At 45.1% G+C, this 17487-nt stretch carries 10 protein-coding genes; 9 read left to right on the top strand and 1 reads right to left on the bottom strand.

Going from position 1 to position 17487, the window contains the following annotated elements; genetic code table 11:
• The first annotated feature begins 3 nt into the window (after positions 1 to 3).
• Positions 4 to 2394 (top strand): cellulase family glycosylhydrolase, encoded by a 2391-nt coding sequence (locus MKY16_RS25210; RefSeq protein WP_340957672.1) that lies wholly within the window; start codon positions 4 to 6, stop codon positions 2392 to 2394.
• A 245-nt stretch (positions 2395 to 2639) separates the two neighbouring features.
• On the top strand, positions 2640 to 2744 hold the full coding sequence (locus MKY16_RS25205) for a DUF6254 family protein (protein ID WP_023988604.1): 105 nt from the start codon (positions 2640 to 2642) through the stop codon (positions 2742 to 2744).
• Positions 2745 to 3203: 459 nt separating this feature from the next.
• On the opposite strand, the gene dapA is transcribed toward MKY16_RS25205, so the two are convergent.
• Positions 3204 to 4085, bottom strand: coding sequence for a 4-hydroxy-tetrahydrodipicolinate synthase (gene dapA, locus MKY16_RS25200; RefSeq protein WP_340957800.1), 882 nt, complete (start codon positions 4083 to 4085; stop codon positions 3204 to 3206).
• A 111-nt stretch (positions 4086 to 4196) separates the two neighbouring features.
• Between dapA and MKY16_RS25195 the strand changes: the two genes are divergently transcribed.
• The 7 genes from MKY16_RS25195 to MKY16_RS25165 all read left to right on the top strand — a co-directional run.
• Positions 4197 to 5069, top strand: coding sequence for a LysR family transcriptional regulator (locus MKY16_RS25195; RefSeq protein ID WP_029518462.1), 873 nt, complete (start codon positions 4197 to 4199; stop codon positions 5067 to 5069).
• A gap of 379 nt (positions 5070 to 5448) precedes the next feature.
• Positions 5449 to 6471, top strand: coding sequence for an NADH:flavin oxidoreductase/NADH oxidase (locus tag MKY16_RS25190; protein ID WP_340957670.1), 1023 nt, complete (start codon positions 5449 to 5451; stop codon positions 6469 to 6471).
• 574 nt (positions 6472 to 7045) lie between these two features.
• The gene (locus MKY16_RS25185; RefSeq protein ID WP_069011340.1) at positions 7046 to 7456 is read left to right on the top strand and encodes a MarR family winged helix-turn-helix transcriptional regulator; all 411 of its coding nucleotides are present in this window, start codon (positions 7046 to 7048) and stop codon (positions 7454 to 7456) included.
• Positions 7457 to 7529: 73 nt separating this feature from the next.
• Positions 7530 to 9293, top strand: coding sequence for an ABC transporter ATP-binding protein (locus MKY16_RS25180; RefSeq protein WP_340957667.1), 1764 nt, complete (start codon positions 7530 to 7532; stop codon positions 9291 to 9293).
• Positions 9286 to 11136, top strand: coding sequence for an ABC transporter ATP-binding protein (locus MKY16_RS25175; protein ID WP_340957665.1), 1851 nt, complete (start codon positions 9286 to 9288; stop codon positions 11134 to 11136). Before MKY16_RS25180 ends, MKY16_RS25175 begins: the two co-directional genes overlap by 8 nt.
• A gap of 121 nt (positions 11137 to 11257) precedes the next feature.
• Positions 11258 to 11566: a hypothetical protein gene (locus MKY16_RS25170; protein ID WP_039275163.1), complete on the top strand. Its 309-nt coding sequence runs from the start codon at positions 11258 to 11260 to the stop codon at positions 11564 to 11566.
• A 2015-nt stretch (positions 11567 to 13581) separates the two neighbouring features.
• Positions 13582 to 17487, top strand: a 3906-nt coding sequence (locus MKY16_RS25165; protein WP_340957663.1) for a non-ribosomal peptide synthetase, incomplete at its 3' end; no start/stop codon positions are given.

Genomic DNA, 17487 nt, shown 5'->3' with positions numbered 1-17487 from the left:
GAGATGAAAAAAACCATAACATGTTTGATTTTGTTTGGTCTGCTTATTAGTCTGTTGCCGATCAAAAATGTGAGCGCTTCCGAAAGCCTTGTTCTCACCAAATCGGCAACTGCAAGCTCCGTCGAAGATTCGAGTAAGGCGGCTGATTTTGCGATTGACGGGAATTCACTAACTAGATGGTCTTCACAATATTCAGATCCACAGTGGATAAGTGTAGATCTCGGCAATACTACCGAAATCAATGGGGTTACGCTTAACTGGGAAGCCGCTTATGCGAAGTCCTTCCAAGTTCAAACATCAACGGATAATGATCATTGGACTACCGTCTATTCCACTACGACTGGAGAGGGAGGAATCGAGAAGATATCTTTCGAAGCAACAAACGCAAGGTATGTAAGAATGAACGGCATCGAAAGGGCTACTAGCTACGGATATTCTCTCTGGGAATTCGAAGTGCATTCAGCCGACGAACCGGAGGATAACACACCTCCAACAGCGCCCTCCGGTCTGACTAGTTCCTCTATATCTGATACGACGGTAAGCTTAGAGTGGACGGAATCTACAGACAATGTAGGGGTTTCCGAATACGACATCTACAACGGATCAAAGCTAATAGGCTCCAGTGCGTCAACGTCCTTTATCGTTACTGGCTTAACAGCTAACATGGCGTACAGCTTTTATGTGAAAGCCAGAGATGCTGCTGGGAACGCGTCGGCTGCAAGCAATGTGATTGATGTGAACACTAGCGCGTCCGACACAATTGTTTCAGGTGAAATTTATAAACTAAAAGCACAGCATAGCGGAAAAAACCTAGAGGTAGCAGGAAACTCCACTGCCGATGGAGCCAAGGTGCAGCAGTGGACGGACAGCGGCAGACCCCAGCAGAAATGGAAAGTGATCGACGTTGGCGACGGATACTACAAACTGATTGTGCAATCCAGCGGTAAAGCACTAACAGTAGCTGGAGGTTCTCTCGAAGATGGTGCTAATGTGCAGCAATGGACAGACAACGACTTATCTAATCAAAAGTGGAAGATTATTAGCGTCGGCGGCGGATATTATAAGTTGCTCGTTAAATCTAGCAGTAAAGCGCTGGATGTAATCGGGGGTTATACTAATGATGGGGCAAATGTACAGCAATGGGTGGATAACGGAAATGATCAGCAGAAATGGAAGTTTACGCTTGTCGAATCAACCGCTGATATGACAGCACCAACGGCACCAGCGAACCTGAAAAGTTTTTCCAAAACAAACACTTCGGTAAGTCTTGTATGGGATGCTTCAACAGACGATGTAGGGGTTACCAGCTACGATGTGTATAATGGAACAACCTTGGTCGATTCAACCGACACGACAAGTTATACCGTGACAGGACTTACCGCCAATACAACGTATAGCTTCACAGTAAAAGCCAGGGATGCAGCAGGGAATGTTTCAACAGCAAGCAATATCATAAATGTGACGATAAATGCTACCTCTGAGAATACAGGCTTTTATATTAACGGAACAACGCTGTACGATGCCAACGGAAATCCGTTCGTAATGAGAGGAATCAATCACGCTTATACATGGTATAAGGGTCAAGAGTCAGCAGCGATCCCTGCCATTGCGAGAACGGGAGCGAACACCATCAGAATCGTACTGTCGGATGGTCAGCAATGGACAAAAAACAATCTGTCTGAGTTACAGAATTTAATCACTTTGTCAGAGCAAAACAAATTGGTTGTTGTCCTTGAAGTACATGATGGTACAGGGTCTGATAGCGCTACTGTATTGAATAATATTGCGAATTACTGGATTGAAATGAAAGGTGCACTCATTGGAAAAGAAAGCACCGTTATCCTCAATATTGCGAACGAATGGTATGGAACATGGGATGGCGGAGGCTGGGCGCAAGGCTATAAGTCTGTTATACCCAAGCTTAGAAATGCCGGCATCAAAAACACAATCATGGTTGACGGAGCAGGATGGGGACAGTATCCGCAATCTATTTTTGACTACGGAACAGAAGTCTTTAATGCAGATCCGCTTAAAAATACGATGTTCTCTATTCATATGTATGAATATGCCGGTGGAAATGCTGCTACAGTAAAAAGCAACATGGATAATGTACTGAATAAAAACCTGGCTCTTGTGATTGGCGAATTCGGCATCAAGCATACGAGCGGTGATGTTGATGAGGCTACCATTATGAGTTACGCTGAGCAAAAGGGGGTAGGTTATCTAGCATGGTCTTGGAAAGGAAACAGCGCGGGTCTCGATTATTTGGATATGGCTACTGACTGGGAAGGAACAAGTTTTACGGAACAAGGTCGTATTATTATTGAAGGTCCCAATGGTATTAGGGCGACATCGAAATTAAGCACAGTTTATAGTGGTTCAGCCGACAAATAGCCTTCTACTGCTCCTTCCAATCTTGCGGGCGCAGTTATATGTACTAAATCCTCTTATCGCAAGGTAAAGGCCGATTCCACATGCAGCTACATTTCTCGCCTCCAAGAAGGCTAGTTGGCTTATCCAGATTGCACCCTGAGTTATTACAAAAATCCAACGAATTTAGTTTTATGAATGAACAGAGCTGAGAAATGACAACTTAAGAAAGTAGTATACATCACAATTTCCAAAGGAGGATATCTGTTATGGCTCACCAGAAGAAAAGGAAAGAAGCAGCCTGGAAGTCACGAAAGCAAGAACAGCATCCCCATGGTAAAGTCAAATCGCTCAAGGAGTTGTCCAGCGAATAGGATTGAGGAGTATACTGCGTAAAAGAGAAGAGCTGTCGATGAAATTCATCGGCAGCTTCTTTTTGCAATAATTTCGCTTACACAAAGAATTCCCTTAATGCTGCAACTCGATTTACTAGCAACCATCCAGCTATTGCTTGTAAGCTTTTCAGATTGAGGGACTTGCAAAAAATGTATCTTGATGACAGACAGTTAGGGTTGGGTGGGGATCAAGCAACGCAATGATCTTTCGGACATTTTAAGCTCGATAGAAGACATGTCTTCATACATCAAATTGCTATGTGCTACATTCATCTTCACCAATTTTAGACCAGTAACTTATAGTGTTCTAGTATAGAAGGTATCTTCTTAAATTCGTTTTTCAGAAGGGTGCCTGTTCCAGCTAAAAATTGAAGCATCTCCTGACTAGGAGATGCTTCTTCTACGTTATGATTGGGTAGTCTGAGATAAGCTGATTTATCAGGATACGATTGAATTCAGGAGACCCTGCTTCACCTGATCCGACAGTGGCATAAGTGGCAGGCGCAATTGCTCGGCGGCAATAATCTCTTGCTGGGTAAGCCACCACTTGATCGCGGCCGGGGCTGGCTCTGCAAATACATGCTGGATCAGCGGTTCCAGTAGCTTAAAACTGTCTCGCGATCCGTTCATGTCGCCAGCTACAAAACGTTGGTACGTATCCACATACTTCTGGATATTGAGATGAGCGGATGCAAGCATACCGCCAGCAGCGCCTTGGCATAGCATGGCATGGAAATAGGCATCCTCTCCGCAGAGGACAGGCTTGGTCTCGTACTGGGTCAATTTTAAGAGCAGATCAAGACCGCCCGTGCTGTCCTTGAGCCCAATTACACCATCTAGGTCCAGCACCTTGCGTACTGTATCTATTGTCATGCGACTGCCCGTGCGAACCGGAATCTCATATACAAGCACAGGCAGGCCTACACGAGATACGACACGGAAATGCTCCAAGATTCCTTCCTGCGTCGGTCGGTTGTAATACGGAGTGACCACCATGGCTGCATCCGCTCCTAATTCAACCGCCATTTCCGTCCGATGCACCGTTGAATAGGTATCGTTCGTTCCCGTGCCAATGACGATCGGAATGGTTTTGTTCATGCTCTTCAGAACATCCTGCGTCACCTGTACCATTTGCTTTACTTCATCCCAGGATACGGTTGGCGACTCTCCTGTCGTACCGTTAACAACCAGACCCTGAATGTCATGGCCTGCAAGATAGGTAACATACTTCCGGTACGAATTGATGTCCAACTTATAGTCACGCGTAAAAGGTGTAATCAGCGGTATGAAAATCCCATGAATATGTTGTTCGTTCATCATCATCAGTTATCCCTTCCCGTTGAATTAAATCTAATGTAACATAGGAGACAGCATCGGAGTTATCTATAATAAGCGATGATTCTAATCAAAATTTTCGATGGGGTGGCCAGAATGGATTTCATTTATCTTCAGACATTTCGGGAAGTTGCTATTCGTGAAAGCTTTACGAGAGCAGCAGAAGTGCTCGGTTACGCACAATCCAGCGTCACGACCCAGATTCAGAAGCTGGAGAAAACGTATCAAGTCAAATTGTTCGAACGCTACAGCAACAACAAGATTCGTCTTACCTCTGCCGGGGAAGAACTGTTCAAGCTTGCTGGACAAATGCTGGAGCTTTTCGAGCAATCGAAAGAAAAATTGGCCAAGCAGGGCGGCGGCTCTATGACGATCGGTACTATGGATTCCATCGCTTCGTATTTTCTGCCGCCGTTTATGCAGGCGACTCGCAAAGAATACCCTGATCTGAACATACGATTGCATACGGATCGCGAAGAGATGATTTTGCACCAGGTCAGGGAAGGGGAGGCCGATGTTGGACTGATCCTCGCGGACGATTCAAGCAATCCGGCCTTGCAGTGGATTACGATTCGAGAAGAACCGCTTGTGCTGATTGTCCATCCGAACCATCCGCTTATCGCTAAAGAGCGAATCGGCCTGGATGATCTGGTGGATGCGGAGTGGATTATGCCCGAGCATACGTGCAACTACAGACAACTGCTGGAGAGAGTGCTTCGAGCAAATGGAATCACCTATCGCGTAAGCCTAGAGCTGGGTAATCCGGAAGCGATCAAACGGAGCATCAAGACTGGAGAGGGTATATCCATTCTACCTCTAATGGCTGCGCTGGAGGAGATTGAACGGGAAGAGCTGAAGGTGTTACCCTTTGAGCATGCCGAGTTCAAGCTGGAAATTCAGCTTGTTCTTCATCCCAAGAAGTGGGTGTCCAACGCATTGAGCTTTTTTATGGAGAGCATGAGAATGTAGATTTTCCTCCACATCAAAAATTAATATACAGTACGAGCGCTTCCTAGTGGAAACCAGAAGCGCTCACAGTTTATTCAAATCATCCACGTATTTTTTTGAAAAATAAGCAATCAAAATGTGCATTAATTAATTTGAAAAGCGGGATCACTATGAAGAATAGCGTATGGCTCCGATGACTACGTGGTCAGGCAATGCCGGTTTTACGATATAGACGAAGAAGTAGCTTACTATAACAAACGAGTAAATGACGTAATCTTACTTTGAAGTTTTGAAATCATGCTTAGAGTTGACAAATGAAACAAACATGTTAGTATATATGCTTGTGCATGCATTTTGTTGTTGTACTTCCTAATATAACTCAGAGAGGAGTCTTTCTCACATGAAAGATTTATTTAGTCCCTATACAATTAAAGGTTTGGAATTGAAAAATCGCGTAGTTATGCCTCCAATGTGCCAATACTCGGTTGACCAAAAGGACGGGGTTGCCACAGATTGGCATTATATGCACTACGTTAGCCGTGCAGTAGGCGGAGCTGGTTTTATCATAATTGAAATGACAGATGTAGAGCCGGATGGTCGTATCTCCGATTTTGATCTTGGTTTATGGTCAGATGAGCAGATTCCTGCTCTCAAACGGATTGTAGATGCTTGTCATAGCTACGGTGCCAAAGTGGGAATCCAGATCGCGCATGCCGGACGCAAGGCGGAAGATGCTGAAGTTCCTGTAGCACCATCTGCTATTGCATTTGATGAAAATTCAAAACAACCTCGCGCGCTTACAACAGGAGAGGTTAAAGGCCTGGTTGAGAAATTTCGTGCTGCTGTAGCTCGCGCTGTCAAGGCTGGATTCGACAGCATTGAAATTCATGGTGCACATGGCTATTTGATTCATCAATTTCATTCGCCGCTTACGAACAAACGGGAAGATGAATATGGTAAAGAACTTACCCTTTTTGGTCGGGAAATCATCCAGGCAGCGAAGGGTGAAATGCCAGAAGATATGCCGCTCTTGATGCGTATTTCTGCCAAAGAATACGTAGAAGGTGGATATGGTATTAAGGAAACCATTGCTTTTGCCAAGGAATATCAAAAGGCAGGAGTAGATATGTTTGATATTTCATCTGGTGGTGAGGGACCTATAGCTGCATGGGGCAGACCAGGAACTCACGCAGCGTATCAAGTCCCCTTAGCAAAAGAGATCAAAGAAGCTTTGGATATTCCGGTGATGGCCGTTGGAAGACTAGAAGATCCAATATTGGCGAATGCAGTTATCGGAAATGAAGAGGCCGATCTGGTTGCTGTGGGTAGAGGGATGTTGAGAAATCCTTATTGGTCACTGGAAGCCGCATCAAAATTGAAAAAAGAAACTGCAATCCCTACACAGTATACTACAGGGTTCTAAGACTGAGCTCTTGCTAATCATAATTGGCCTGTCAAAGTTAAAATGGTGGTGAACCGCTAGCTATATTTGACCAGGAAAAGATTTTAAGACCGAATGCAACGATAAAAGACTTTGAAATGGAAATGGTCGATTAAGCGAAAAAAGTACGTCCTTTAGACCTTTTGTAAAGTACTCTATCAAGGTACTCTACAGAAGGTCTAATTCAATGAACTATGCGACCACAGAGAGCATGTCAGAGGAAGATACATAAGATGAGATTCGGTTTTAGCTCTTAGGTGTTGTGATATGTGGCACTATAAGATGGTTATTCATACCATGGACGTTACAATGCAATGTAGCTTCCAATGTTAGAAGTGAAGGTTGGTAAAAGCCTTGCAAACCACTCCTCGAGTTTTTGGCATTTCCATTGAACTTTTTGTGTGGAAAATTTGGTGAAAATACAAGCTGGTTACGGAGGATTTTTTGTATTCCATATTTTCTCTAATTGACTTTGTAACCCAACATTATTATTATCTTATACTATAAGATTAATTATCTCATACTATAAGGTATTAGCGAGAAGGTGTTGTGACCATTGGATTATAAAGCATTAGCGACAGAACTATTCGAGTATATCGTCAAATCGCGGAAACCAGCATTAGAGGAACGAGGGCACTTCTCACGTGGCGAAATGGGGATTCTCATTTGTCTGAATTTCAATAAGGACGGGGTTACCTCTGGCCACTTGAGCGAATACTTGTCCGTCAGTACGGGACGAGTAGCAACGGCACTGAAGAGCCTTGAGAAGAAAGGACTAGTTGTACGGCGTACTGATGTCAATGACAAACGTAAGGTGATTGTATTCATTACGGATTCAGGTAAGCAATTTATGATTGATAGGCATAAGGAAGGAATCACATGGACCGAGAATGTTCTTCGAAAGTTAGACGAACAGGATGCCAAAGAACTGATCCGGCTCATTAAGCTTATTGTCTCTAGAAGCTGAATTTCTATGCAGACGCAGGAGCACCATACTTCACCAGACATCAAAGACTATCAGATAAAAGGAGAGCAACGGAATGCTAAAGATATTCAAATATCTCAAAAAAAATGAATGGATGCTCGTGCTTTGCAGCCTGGCTTTCATCGTTGTGCAGGTATGGCTTGATCTGAAGCTACCTGATTATATGGCGGAAATTACGACCAAGCTGCAAACAGAAGGAACACCTATGTCCGAACTGCTGATTCCCGGCAGTTACATGTTGTTTTGTGCCGTCGGCAGTATGATTGCATCTATTATTGTCGGCTATTTTGCGGCAAAGGTCGCGGCAGGGCTGGCCATGCGTCTGCGTGCGATGATCTTTGACAAGGCCTTATCTTTTTCCATGGAAGAGATGAACAACTTTTCAACAGCCAGCCTTATCACCCGCTCCACGAACGATGTTACCCAAATTCAAACGGTGGTTGCGCTGGGGCTGCAGGTGATCATCAAGGCGCCGATTCTGGCCGTGTGGGCCATTGCAAAAATTGCGGATAAAAACTGGCAGTGGACCGCCTCTACAGGAGTGGCTGTGGCTGTCCTGATCCTGATGCTGAGTGTCATTGTTATTTTCGCTCTTCCGAGTTTCCAAAAAATCCAACGTCTCACCGATAATCTGAACAGAGTAACACGTGAGCATCTGACCGGGCTTCGGGTGGTGCGCGCTTATAATGCAGATCAGTATCAGGAGGAGAAGTTCGGGCAGGCTAATGCCGAATTGACGAATACAAACCTGTTTGCGAACCGGTTAATGGCAATGGTTGGCCCGGGTATGACCTTTATTATGTCGGGTCTGAGTGTCTCGATCTATTGGGTTGGCACTTACCTGATTAACGGAGCGGCCGTGCCGGACCGCATTACGCTATTCTCTAATATGGTCGTATTCTCCTCTTATGCGGTGCAGGTGGTCATGGCCTTTATGATGGTAAGTATGATTTTCTTCCTGATGCCTCGAGCTTCGATTTCTGCCAAACGGATCATGGAGGTTTTGAATACCGAATCCAGTATCGTTAACGGGCATGAGACGACTGGAGAAGAAAGCGTTATGGGGCAAGTGGAATTCCGTAATGTCAGCTTCAAATATCCGGACGCGGAGGAGGCCGTGCTTCGCAATATTAGCTTTACGGCGAAACGAGGCGAGACGGTTGCCTTTATTGGCGCTACAGGCAGCGGCAAAACCAGCGTGATCAATCTAATTCCCCGCTTCTATGATGTGACCGAGGGAGAGGTACTCGTGGACGGTGTGAATGTCAGGAACTATAATCAGCAGGCACTCCATAACAAAATCGGATATGTTCCCCAGAGAGCTGTACTGTTCAACGGTACGGTGGTATCCAACGTTTCGTATGGTGTTAACGGAAGAGCAGGAGCTTCAGAGAAACTCGTCAAAGAAGCCGTTGGTATTGCTCAAGGAACGGAGTTTGTTGAAAAAATGGATGGTCAGTATCAGGGTAGAATTTCGCAAGGTGGAGCGAACGTGTCCGGTGGTCAAAAGCAACGGCTGTCGATTGCGCGTGCCATCTACCGACAGCCGGAAATTTATATTTTCGATGATTCCTTCTCGGCACTAGATTACAGAACAGATCGGATTCTGCGCTCCGCTCTCAAAAAAGAAACCGGCCACGCTACGACACTTATTGTTGGTCAGCGCATAGGCACTATCAAAGACGCTGACCGAATTATCGTGCTGGACCAGGGGGAGATTGTAGGGAGTGGCACGCATGAAGAGCTGATGACGAACTGCAGCACCTATCAGGAGATCGCATATTCGCAGCTTTCGAAGGAGGAACTCATACATGGATAAGAATGAACACACCGTCGACAGCCAGCAAATGAAAATGAATCAGCCAGGTCCCATGGGCAAAGGTCCCGCGGGGGGCAGGGGTGGTGGTGAAAAAGCAAATAATTTTAAAAAGACCATCAGCCAGCTTGCATCCTACAGCAAGGCCTATGTGCCTATGATTATACTCGCTATGGTACTGGCCCTGGTCGGCTCTACCCTCAACGTGATTGGCCCAGATAAGCTCAGTGATATTGCCAACCTGATTCAGGAAGGAATCGTAACCGGGATTGATGTAAGTGCTGTTCAGAAGATTGTTTTTGTATTAGCGCTTTTATATGGATTTGGTCTTATTTTTAACTATTTTCAGGGCTTCATTACAGCAACCGTCTCACAGCGTCTTACAAAGAAGATGCGAACAGAGCTGTCTCGAAAAATCGATCATATGCCTTTGAAGTATTTTGACTCTACGAGTTACGGTAATGTGCTTAGCCGCGTAACCAACGATGTCGATACCATCGGACAAACGCTAAACAACAGTCTCGGCACGCTTGTTAGTGCGCTGGCCACTTTCGTGGGAGCCTTGATTATGATGCTTTATACGAACTGGATCATGACCGTTACCGGAATTGTAGCTACGCTGATCGGCTTTAGCCTGATGAGCGTGATTATGAAGCATTCACAGAAATACTTTGTAGCACAGCAAGCGGAGCTTGGCCAGATCAACGGTCATATCGAAGAAACCTATGCTGGTCATAACGTAGTCAAGGTCTATAACGGGGAACAAGCAGCCAAGGAGGTGTTTCATGGCATTAACACCCGCTTATATACAAATGCATGGAAGTCCCAGTTCATGTCTGGTCTGATGATGCCAGTCATGATGTTCATTGGAAATTTTGGTTATGTCGCGGTCTGTGTTGTGGGAGCTTTGCTGGTCAACCAACAGACTATAACCATCGGAACTATTGTCGCCTTCATGGTGTATATTCGTCTATTTACACAGCCCTTGTCACAGTTGGCGCAGGCAGCAACCAATTTGCAATCGGCTGCTGCTGCCAGTGAACGTGTATTCGAATTTTTGGGTGAAGAAGAATTGGCGGATGAAAGTGACAAGACTATGAAGCTGGATAACGCCAAAGGGGATGTTGAATTCAAACATGTTCGTTTCGGTTATAACGAAGACCATATGATTATCAAAGACTTCTCTATGAAAGCTGAAGCTGGTCAGAAAGTCGCCATTGTCGGTCCGACAGGCGCTGGTAAGACCACGCTCGTGAATTTACTCATGCGGTTTTATGAGCTGAACGATGGAGAAATCTACATTGACGGAACCCCGATCAGCCAATTAACGCGTGAGAATATTCATGAATTATTCTGTATGGTGCTTCAGGATACCTGGCTGTTCGAAGGAACGATTCGTGACAATATCGTCTTTTCCAAAGATCATGTTACTGATGAGCAGGTAGAAGCTGCATGTAGAGCGGTGGGACTGCACAGTTTCATTAAAACACTGCCGCAGGGATATGATACAGTTCTGGATGACAAAGCCAATCTCTCTGCGGGTCAAAAGCAATTGATTACCATTGCAAGGGCGATGATTGAAGATTCACCTATGCTCATTCTGGATGAGGCCACAAGCTCGGTCGATACGCGTACGGAATTGCTGATTCAACAAGCGATGGATCAGCTGACTGTGGGGAAAACCTCCTTTGTGATTGCTCACCGACTTTCGACGATCAAGAATGCGGATCTGATTCTGGTCATGAAGGACGGTGACATTATCGAAATGGGTAACCATGAGGAATTGCTAGCAAAAGGCGGCTTCTATGCCGATCTATACAACAGTCAGTTTGAACATGCGTCCTAAAAAGTAACTGCTTGAAAGTATAATGAATATCCATATAGTTCCAACTTAATTAACATCATCATGTGGACATTATAAGGTATAAGAGCCAGAATTTCTTAATCATAATTGTGGAGGCAGATCAATGAACCAGCGTTTTCGAATCACCCGTTCCATGCAGGAAAATCCTGTGGAGCAATCCATTTCCCTGGAGGAGTGCAAAGATTACTTTGCATCCCAGCCAGACTTTTCGTATTCACGGGAGCTTATCATACAAGGTGCTGAGAGCACCATGTCGATCGAGGGAGATTTTTTCATGTGGAAGTATGCTGACGTAGAAATACCTTTTCGTCATTACATGGGGGATGTGTACGTGGCTATTTCCAATGAGGCTGTCGTGCCTAAGATGATTGAAATTGCAACAGATTTACAAGCAGATGTAGTGGATGGGTGAAGAACGATTCTTATTGCAGCAAAGTAGGCGTAGAAGCCAATATCCGGTTCAGTTCTCGCACCAGTTTGAATCGGTTAATGTGGACAGCCGCGGGAATCCCTTGTCATCTAAAAGACGTGATATACGATTGCTTGTCTGGATATCTGGTGAGTGGTTGCAAAGGATTTGTTCCATGTCTGATCACAGGGCAGAAGCTCAATCGGTTGTGATGTGCTCGGCAACAAAAACGATTCGATTCGTACACAGTATACATCACACAACAAATGTTTCTGGTACGTTCGCTGTGGCAGTATTCACTTCATTCTTAAGGGTCAAGTCGCCAAAACATAAAAATAGCAAGTCTCTTGCAACATGGAGACTTGCTATTTTGTGTTTTCGGTTCATTGAATTTTGCGAAAAAAATAGTTCCAAAGTTATGAGTTTTCTAAAAATTTATACTTTTAAAGGAAGATCAAAACGTTTCTATTAAATAAAAAGCAAAGTTTCTAGCTAAAATTAGAGAAAAATTTAATCTGAACTGAAATTTCAGAAGAAAATTAAAGAAAATTTCGCATGTGAATTAGTTCAAAAGAGCTATGAAAAGTCACTATCTATTTAAAAAATGAAGAGTTATTAATTTTGAATCACTTCAGCTTGATGTGAATAAATTCCATTATATAGGTGATTAAAGAATATTGCTGAAAAAGTTGAAATTTGTCGGATGATGTCAGAATTGATTTGTTACATTTGTGTTAATGATGTGTAACGTAAAATTTGTTTTGATACAAGGGTTTTGGACTTTTTTGCAAGTCTACGTCATTTTGATTTTATCAATTTATAAAATCAAAAATTTTGTCTTAAATCACGTTAACAGGTCATGATCGGTATTCAATTTAATAAAAAAGTGAAATTCTTGTATTTGAAGATATAAAAATAATAGAATAATATGGGTTATTTATGGATTTCATGAAATCTATCAATTTGGAACTTTTGTCCCATGCTAATCGGTTTTAAAGTTTGTATATTTAAAATAGCTAGAAAGTATTGGGAGGAAAAAAGGGATATAAGGATTTATTGTGAAATTTTGGGCAATAAGAGGATTTGAGAAATTTATATGGCGACTCCGATCATGTCTTAGTTTTTAAAAATCGTGATCTATCTGACTGAGAAGATCCAGTTATTTTCGCCCGATATGAGGACTTTGCTTAATGGCTTGCAGAACATAGAAGTTGTTCAACAGAAGCTCCATGGACATCAAGCAGGACAACATGCCCTCACTGCTTCCCGAAATGGCTTCATAAGTACATAAGCTGTTCTCTTTTTTAGACAATGTATGGGGGCACTGATTGTAATTGAAACAGCATGGCAGTTGTATAGGCCAAACTGTAAGATTCCCTGTCCATAGCATCATATCCAGTAAATCCGTCCCACATCTCCCGTATTGCAAAAGACAACTTCATTATTTTTAAGGTATGTGAAACGTATCCTTAGCAGCCTGGGAACCCCGTTGGCCCGTCCGATGACCATCATTTTTCATCCATGTACAAAATCAGGAAGTCATAAGCGCAGTCGTGAATCACGCTCCTAACCACGCTGCAGCAGCTCATGTATCTCACAGCATCGATACCCTCCAGCCAAGATTCGACAGCACACATCATGATACACTACGTTGTTAATATTGTGGCAACCATTCTACAACCCACCACCAAGATGTACTCTCAGCATAATTCAAAAATATTCTCATTCCATGCACATTTTCATACATCCAGATCAGAGTTATTTGCTATGTCCGCACAACTAAAAAAGCTTGCACTGCGAAAGTGTGAGCGATGAAAAAGAAGATGCGCTTGTTTCGATTCAAATTCAGCTCTTTGAAGGCACCCATATCTCAATGGTATATCAGGAGTGATCGCTTTTGCCGACTACCATTGGCAATTTAATGCCGGAGAAAAGACACGCATGACTAGTTCCTTGACAAGGGCGGTCATTTATGAGGAGTTACTTTACCTCTATCTATTTCGCGAGGAGAGATACGTATGACTCAGCACAATGTTCAACTGTTTGCATTAAGCCAACCACAGCAACGTATTTGGTACACGGAGCTTGTGTATCCCAATCGCAACACGTCCACGATTATTACCACTGTTAAAATCAAGGGAACGGTTCGAATAAATGCATTGCAGCAGGCAATGAACCGGGTGATTGCACAAAACGATTCTTTTCGTATCAAAATCACGGCTCGGGATGGCATCCCCTATCAATATGTGGAACCGTTTGCTGCTCAAAGCATAGAAACGCTTCAGGTTACCCCGGAGGAAGCTGAGCTATGGGTCAGCCATCACAACGCACAGCCGTTCCCCTTACTGGATTCGCAGCTGTATCGGTTTACTATTTTGCAGCTGGGGGCAGAAGACACCTGGTTTAGTTTCAAGATGCATCATATTATTTCGGATGGCGTTACCATGGAGCAGGCCATTAATGAAATTACGGGGAATTATATGAATATTGTGCATGGTACAGGTTCAGATGCGCCGGCCCCAGCGAACTCATATCTCGATTTTATTCAGACGGAGCAAAGCTATGAGCAATCGGACCGCTATCAAAAGGATAAGATGTACTGGACGGAGAAATTTGCCAATTTGCCGGAGGTTACAGGTTTAAAATCGTACAATCCGCTCACAGTAAGCACGGCTGCACGCCGGGAGACCTATACACTGGAGCACGAATTATATCGTGGTGTCACGGCTTTTTGCGAGGCGCATAACATCAGTATTTTTACATTTTTCCTGGCTGCTCTGTATATTTATTTACATAAAACGACAGGTGAACAAGATTTAACGGTTGGTACATTGTATGCTAACCGTACGTTGAAGAAGGAAAAAAATACAATGGGCATGTTCGTCAGCACTGTGGCTACACGTTTGCAAGTTGAGCCGGAATCCGAGCTGCTTACTTTCCTACAGGGTGTTGGCAAGGAGCAGTCGTCCATTTTGCGGCATCAGCGTTATCCGTATAACAAAATCATACAGGATTTGCGTGAACAACAAAGCGGCACGGATATTGGCCGCCTGTTTGGCGTCACCATTCAGTACCGTACGCTGAGCTTCTCTCGTTTTGATGAAGCTGTTCAGCAGGTGCATACCGATTTCTGCGGAGATACAGTGAGTGACTTTGATATTGCCATGATTGATATGCTGGATGAGGATAAACTTGTATTGCAACTAGATTATCGGACCGAGCTGTTCAGCGAGCAGGAAATCGCTCGAATTATTCGTCAATTCTTGAGTGTGGTAGAGCATATGGTGAAAGGGCCACAGCAGCGGATTCAGGAGTTGTCACTGATGAGTGACAAAGAGCGGGCACAAATTATGAATGTATTTAATGCGACCACAGTTCCCTTTCCAGACGATGTGGGGATTCATGAGTTATTCGAGAAACAGGCAGAATGCACACCAGATCAGACAGCGGTTATGTTTGGAAGTCAGAGTCTGACTTATCGGGAACTGAATGAACGGTCGAACTCATTGGCACGAATGCTTCAAGCACAGGGAGTAGGACCTGACAAGCTGGTCGGCCTGATGATGCAGCGCTCCGTGGAAATGATCGTAGGCCTGCTGGCTGTTCTAAAAGCAGGCGGTGCTTATGTGCCGATCGATCCTGAATTTCCGTCATCTCGTATTCAATACATGCTGGAAGACAGCAAGGCTGCAGTGCTTCTGACCAGTCGTGATCTGTTGGAAGAGCATCATTGCAATGCCAATGCAATATTTCTTGAGGATTCAGCATTGTATCAGGGAGAAAGCAACAATCTGGAGACGATTGCTCGCCCAGAGCATTTGGCTTACGTCATCTATACCTCTGGATCGACCGGAAATCCAAAAGGAGTTATGCTCCAGCATCGTTCGGTACTGAACTTTATTACCGGGATGCATGAAATCATTGACTTTGAAGCTGGCAAAACCATTTTGTCACTCACGACCATTTCATTCGATATTTTCGTCTTGGAAACCATCTTGCCACTGTTGGCTGGAATGACGGTTGTGCTTGGCGACCATCAGCATCAGGTGGACCCTCAGGCGCTGGGTGAGTTGATTGCTCATCATTCTATAGACATGTTGCAAATGACACCATCCCGGCTACAGATGCTGTTGGATCATGAAGCTGGTTCCCACGCGCTGCGAGGCGTGAAGGAAATCATGGTGGGGGGTGAAGCTCTTCCGTCCAAGCTGCTCGCAGCACTGCAAGAGATAAACGGTCCCCGTATTTATAACATGTACGGACCTACAGAAACGACGGTGTGGTCGGCCGTGCAGGAACTGACCCATGCTCAAGAAATTAATATAGGACGTCCGATCGCGAATACCCAAATCTATATCATGAATGCGAGCGGGGAATTGCAGCCAGTCGGTATGCCGGGCGAGTTATGTATTGCGGGGGAAGGATTGGCCCGTGGGTATTGGAATCTCGAAGATCTGACGGCAGAGAAATTTGTGGAAAATCCGTTTGCCGGAGGCAAAGAGGGCTATGAACGGATGTACCGTACAGGCGATTTGGCGAGATGGACACTGGATGGCAATATTGAATATTTGGGACGAATGGATCACCAGGTTAAAATCCGTGGCTACCGGATCGAACTGGGCGAGATCGAATCGCAGCTATTGCAGGTGGAGTCGGTACGAGAAGCGGCTGTCGTGGCCCGTGCGGACGAAACAACGGGTCAAAAACAAATGGTGGCGTACTATGTGGCCAGTCAAGAAATGGAAGCCAGTGAACTGAGAAGTGAGCTGGGGCGGGAGCTACCAAGCTATATGGTGCCGTCGTATTTCATTCAGTTAGAGCAGATGCCGTTGACACCGAACGGTAAAATCGACCGCAAGTCCCTGCCAGCACCGGAAGGCAGTCAGCAAAGCGGAGCGGATTATGAAGCGCCCCATACCGCGCCGGAACGGGCACTCGTGGCGATCTGGCAGTCTGCCTTGGGCGTGCCAACTGTAGGTATTTTGGACAATTTCTTTGATCTGGGCGGCGATTCCATCAAGGCGATTCAAATCGTATCCCGTGCGTTCCAGGCAGGCTACAAGCTGGATATGAAGGATCTGCTTCGCTGTCCAACCATCGCAGCATTGGCACCGTTTATGGTAAGTCGTATGGCAGATCAGGGAGAAGTGAGCGGGGAAACGGCATTGCTTCCGATCCATCATTGGTTCTTTGAACAGGAGCATGTAGACGCGCATCACTTTAATCAGGCGGTTATGCTGCACCGGGAGCAGGGCTTTGACGAAGCTGCTTTGCATCAGGCGCTAATCCAGTTGACCGAGCATCACGATGCACTACGGATGGTATTCAGGAAGACCGAGCAAGGCTACCAAGCGTGGAACCGCGGAATACAGGAAGGCGAGCTGTATCATCTGGACGTGCTAGACTTTAGGGCTTTGACGGATGAAGCCATGCTGAGCGCGACGATTGAGGCGAAAGCAACTGAAATTCAAAACAAAATGAATCTATCCGAAGGACCGCTGGTAAAGCTGGGTCTGTTCCGTTGCAACGATGGAGACCATTTGCTGGTGGCGATCCACCATTTGGTGGTCGACAGCGTATCATGGCGTATTTTGCTGGAGGATCTGGCATCCGGCTATGAGCAGGCTTTACGGGGCGAGTCTGTCCGCTTGCCGAATAAGACGGATTCTTTCCGCCTGTGGGCAGATCAGCTGTCAGCTTATGCGAACAGCGCCGCGTTGGAGAAGGAACGTGCGTATTGGGGACAGGTGGAGGAAGCAGGGAAGAGTCTGGCATCCTTGCCTATGGATTACACTCATAAATCTCAGGCCAAGCCACAGCTTCGCGATGATCGGACACTGACCGTAGCGTGGACGGTAGAAGAAACAGAACAATTCTTGAAACAAGCTCATCGGGCCTACAATACGGAAGCAAACGATCTGCTG

It is taken from the genome of Paenibacillus sp. FSL L8-0641, from assembly GCF_038006265.1.
In the GTDB taxonomy this organism is placed as follows: Bacteria; Bacillota; Bacilli; order Paenibacillales; family Paenibacillaceae; genus Paenibacillus; species Paenibacillus polymyxa_D.
The sequence above is the reverse complement of the archived record's forward strand: the minus strand, read 5'-3'. Positions and strand labels throughout refer to the sequence as shown.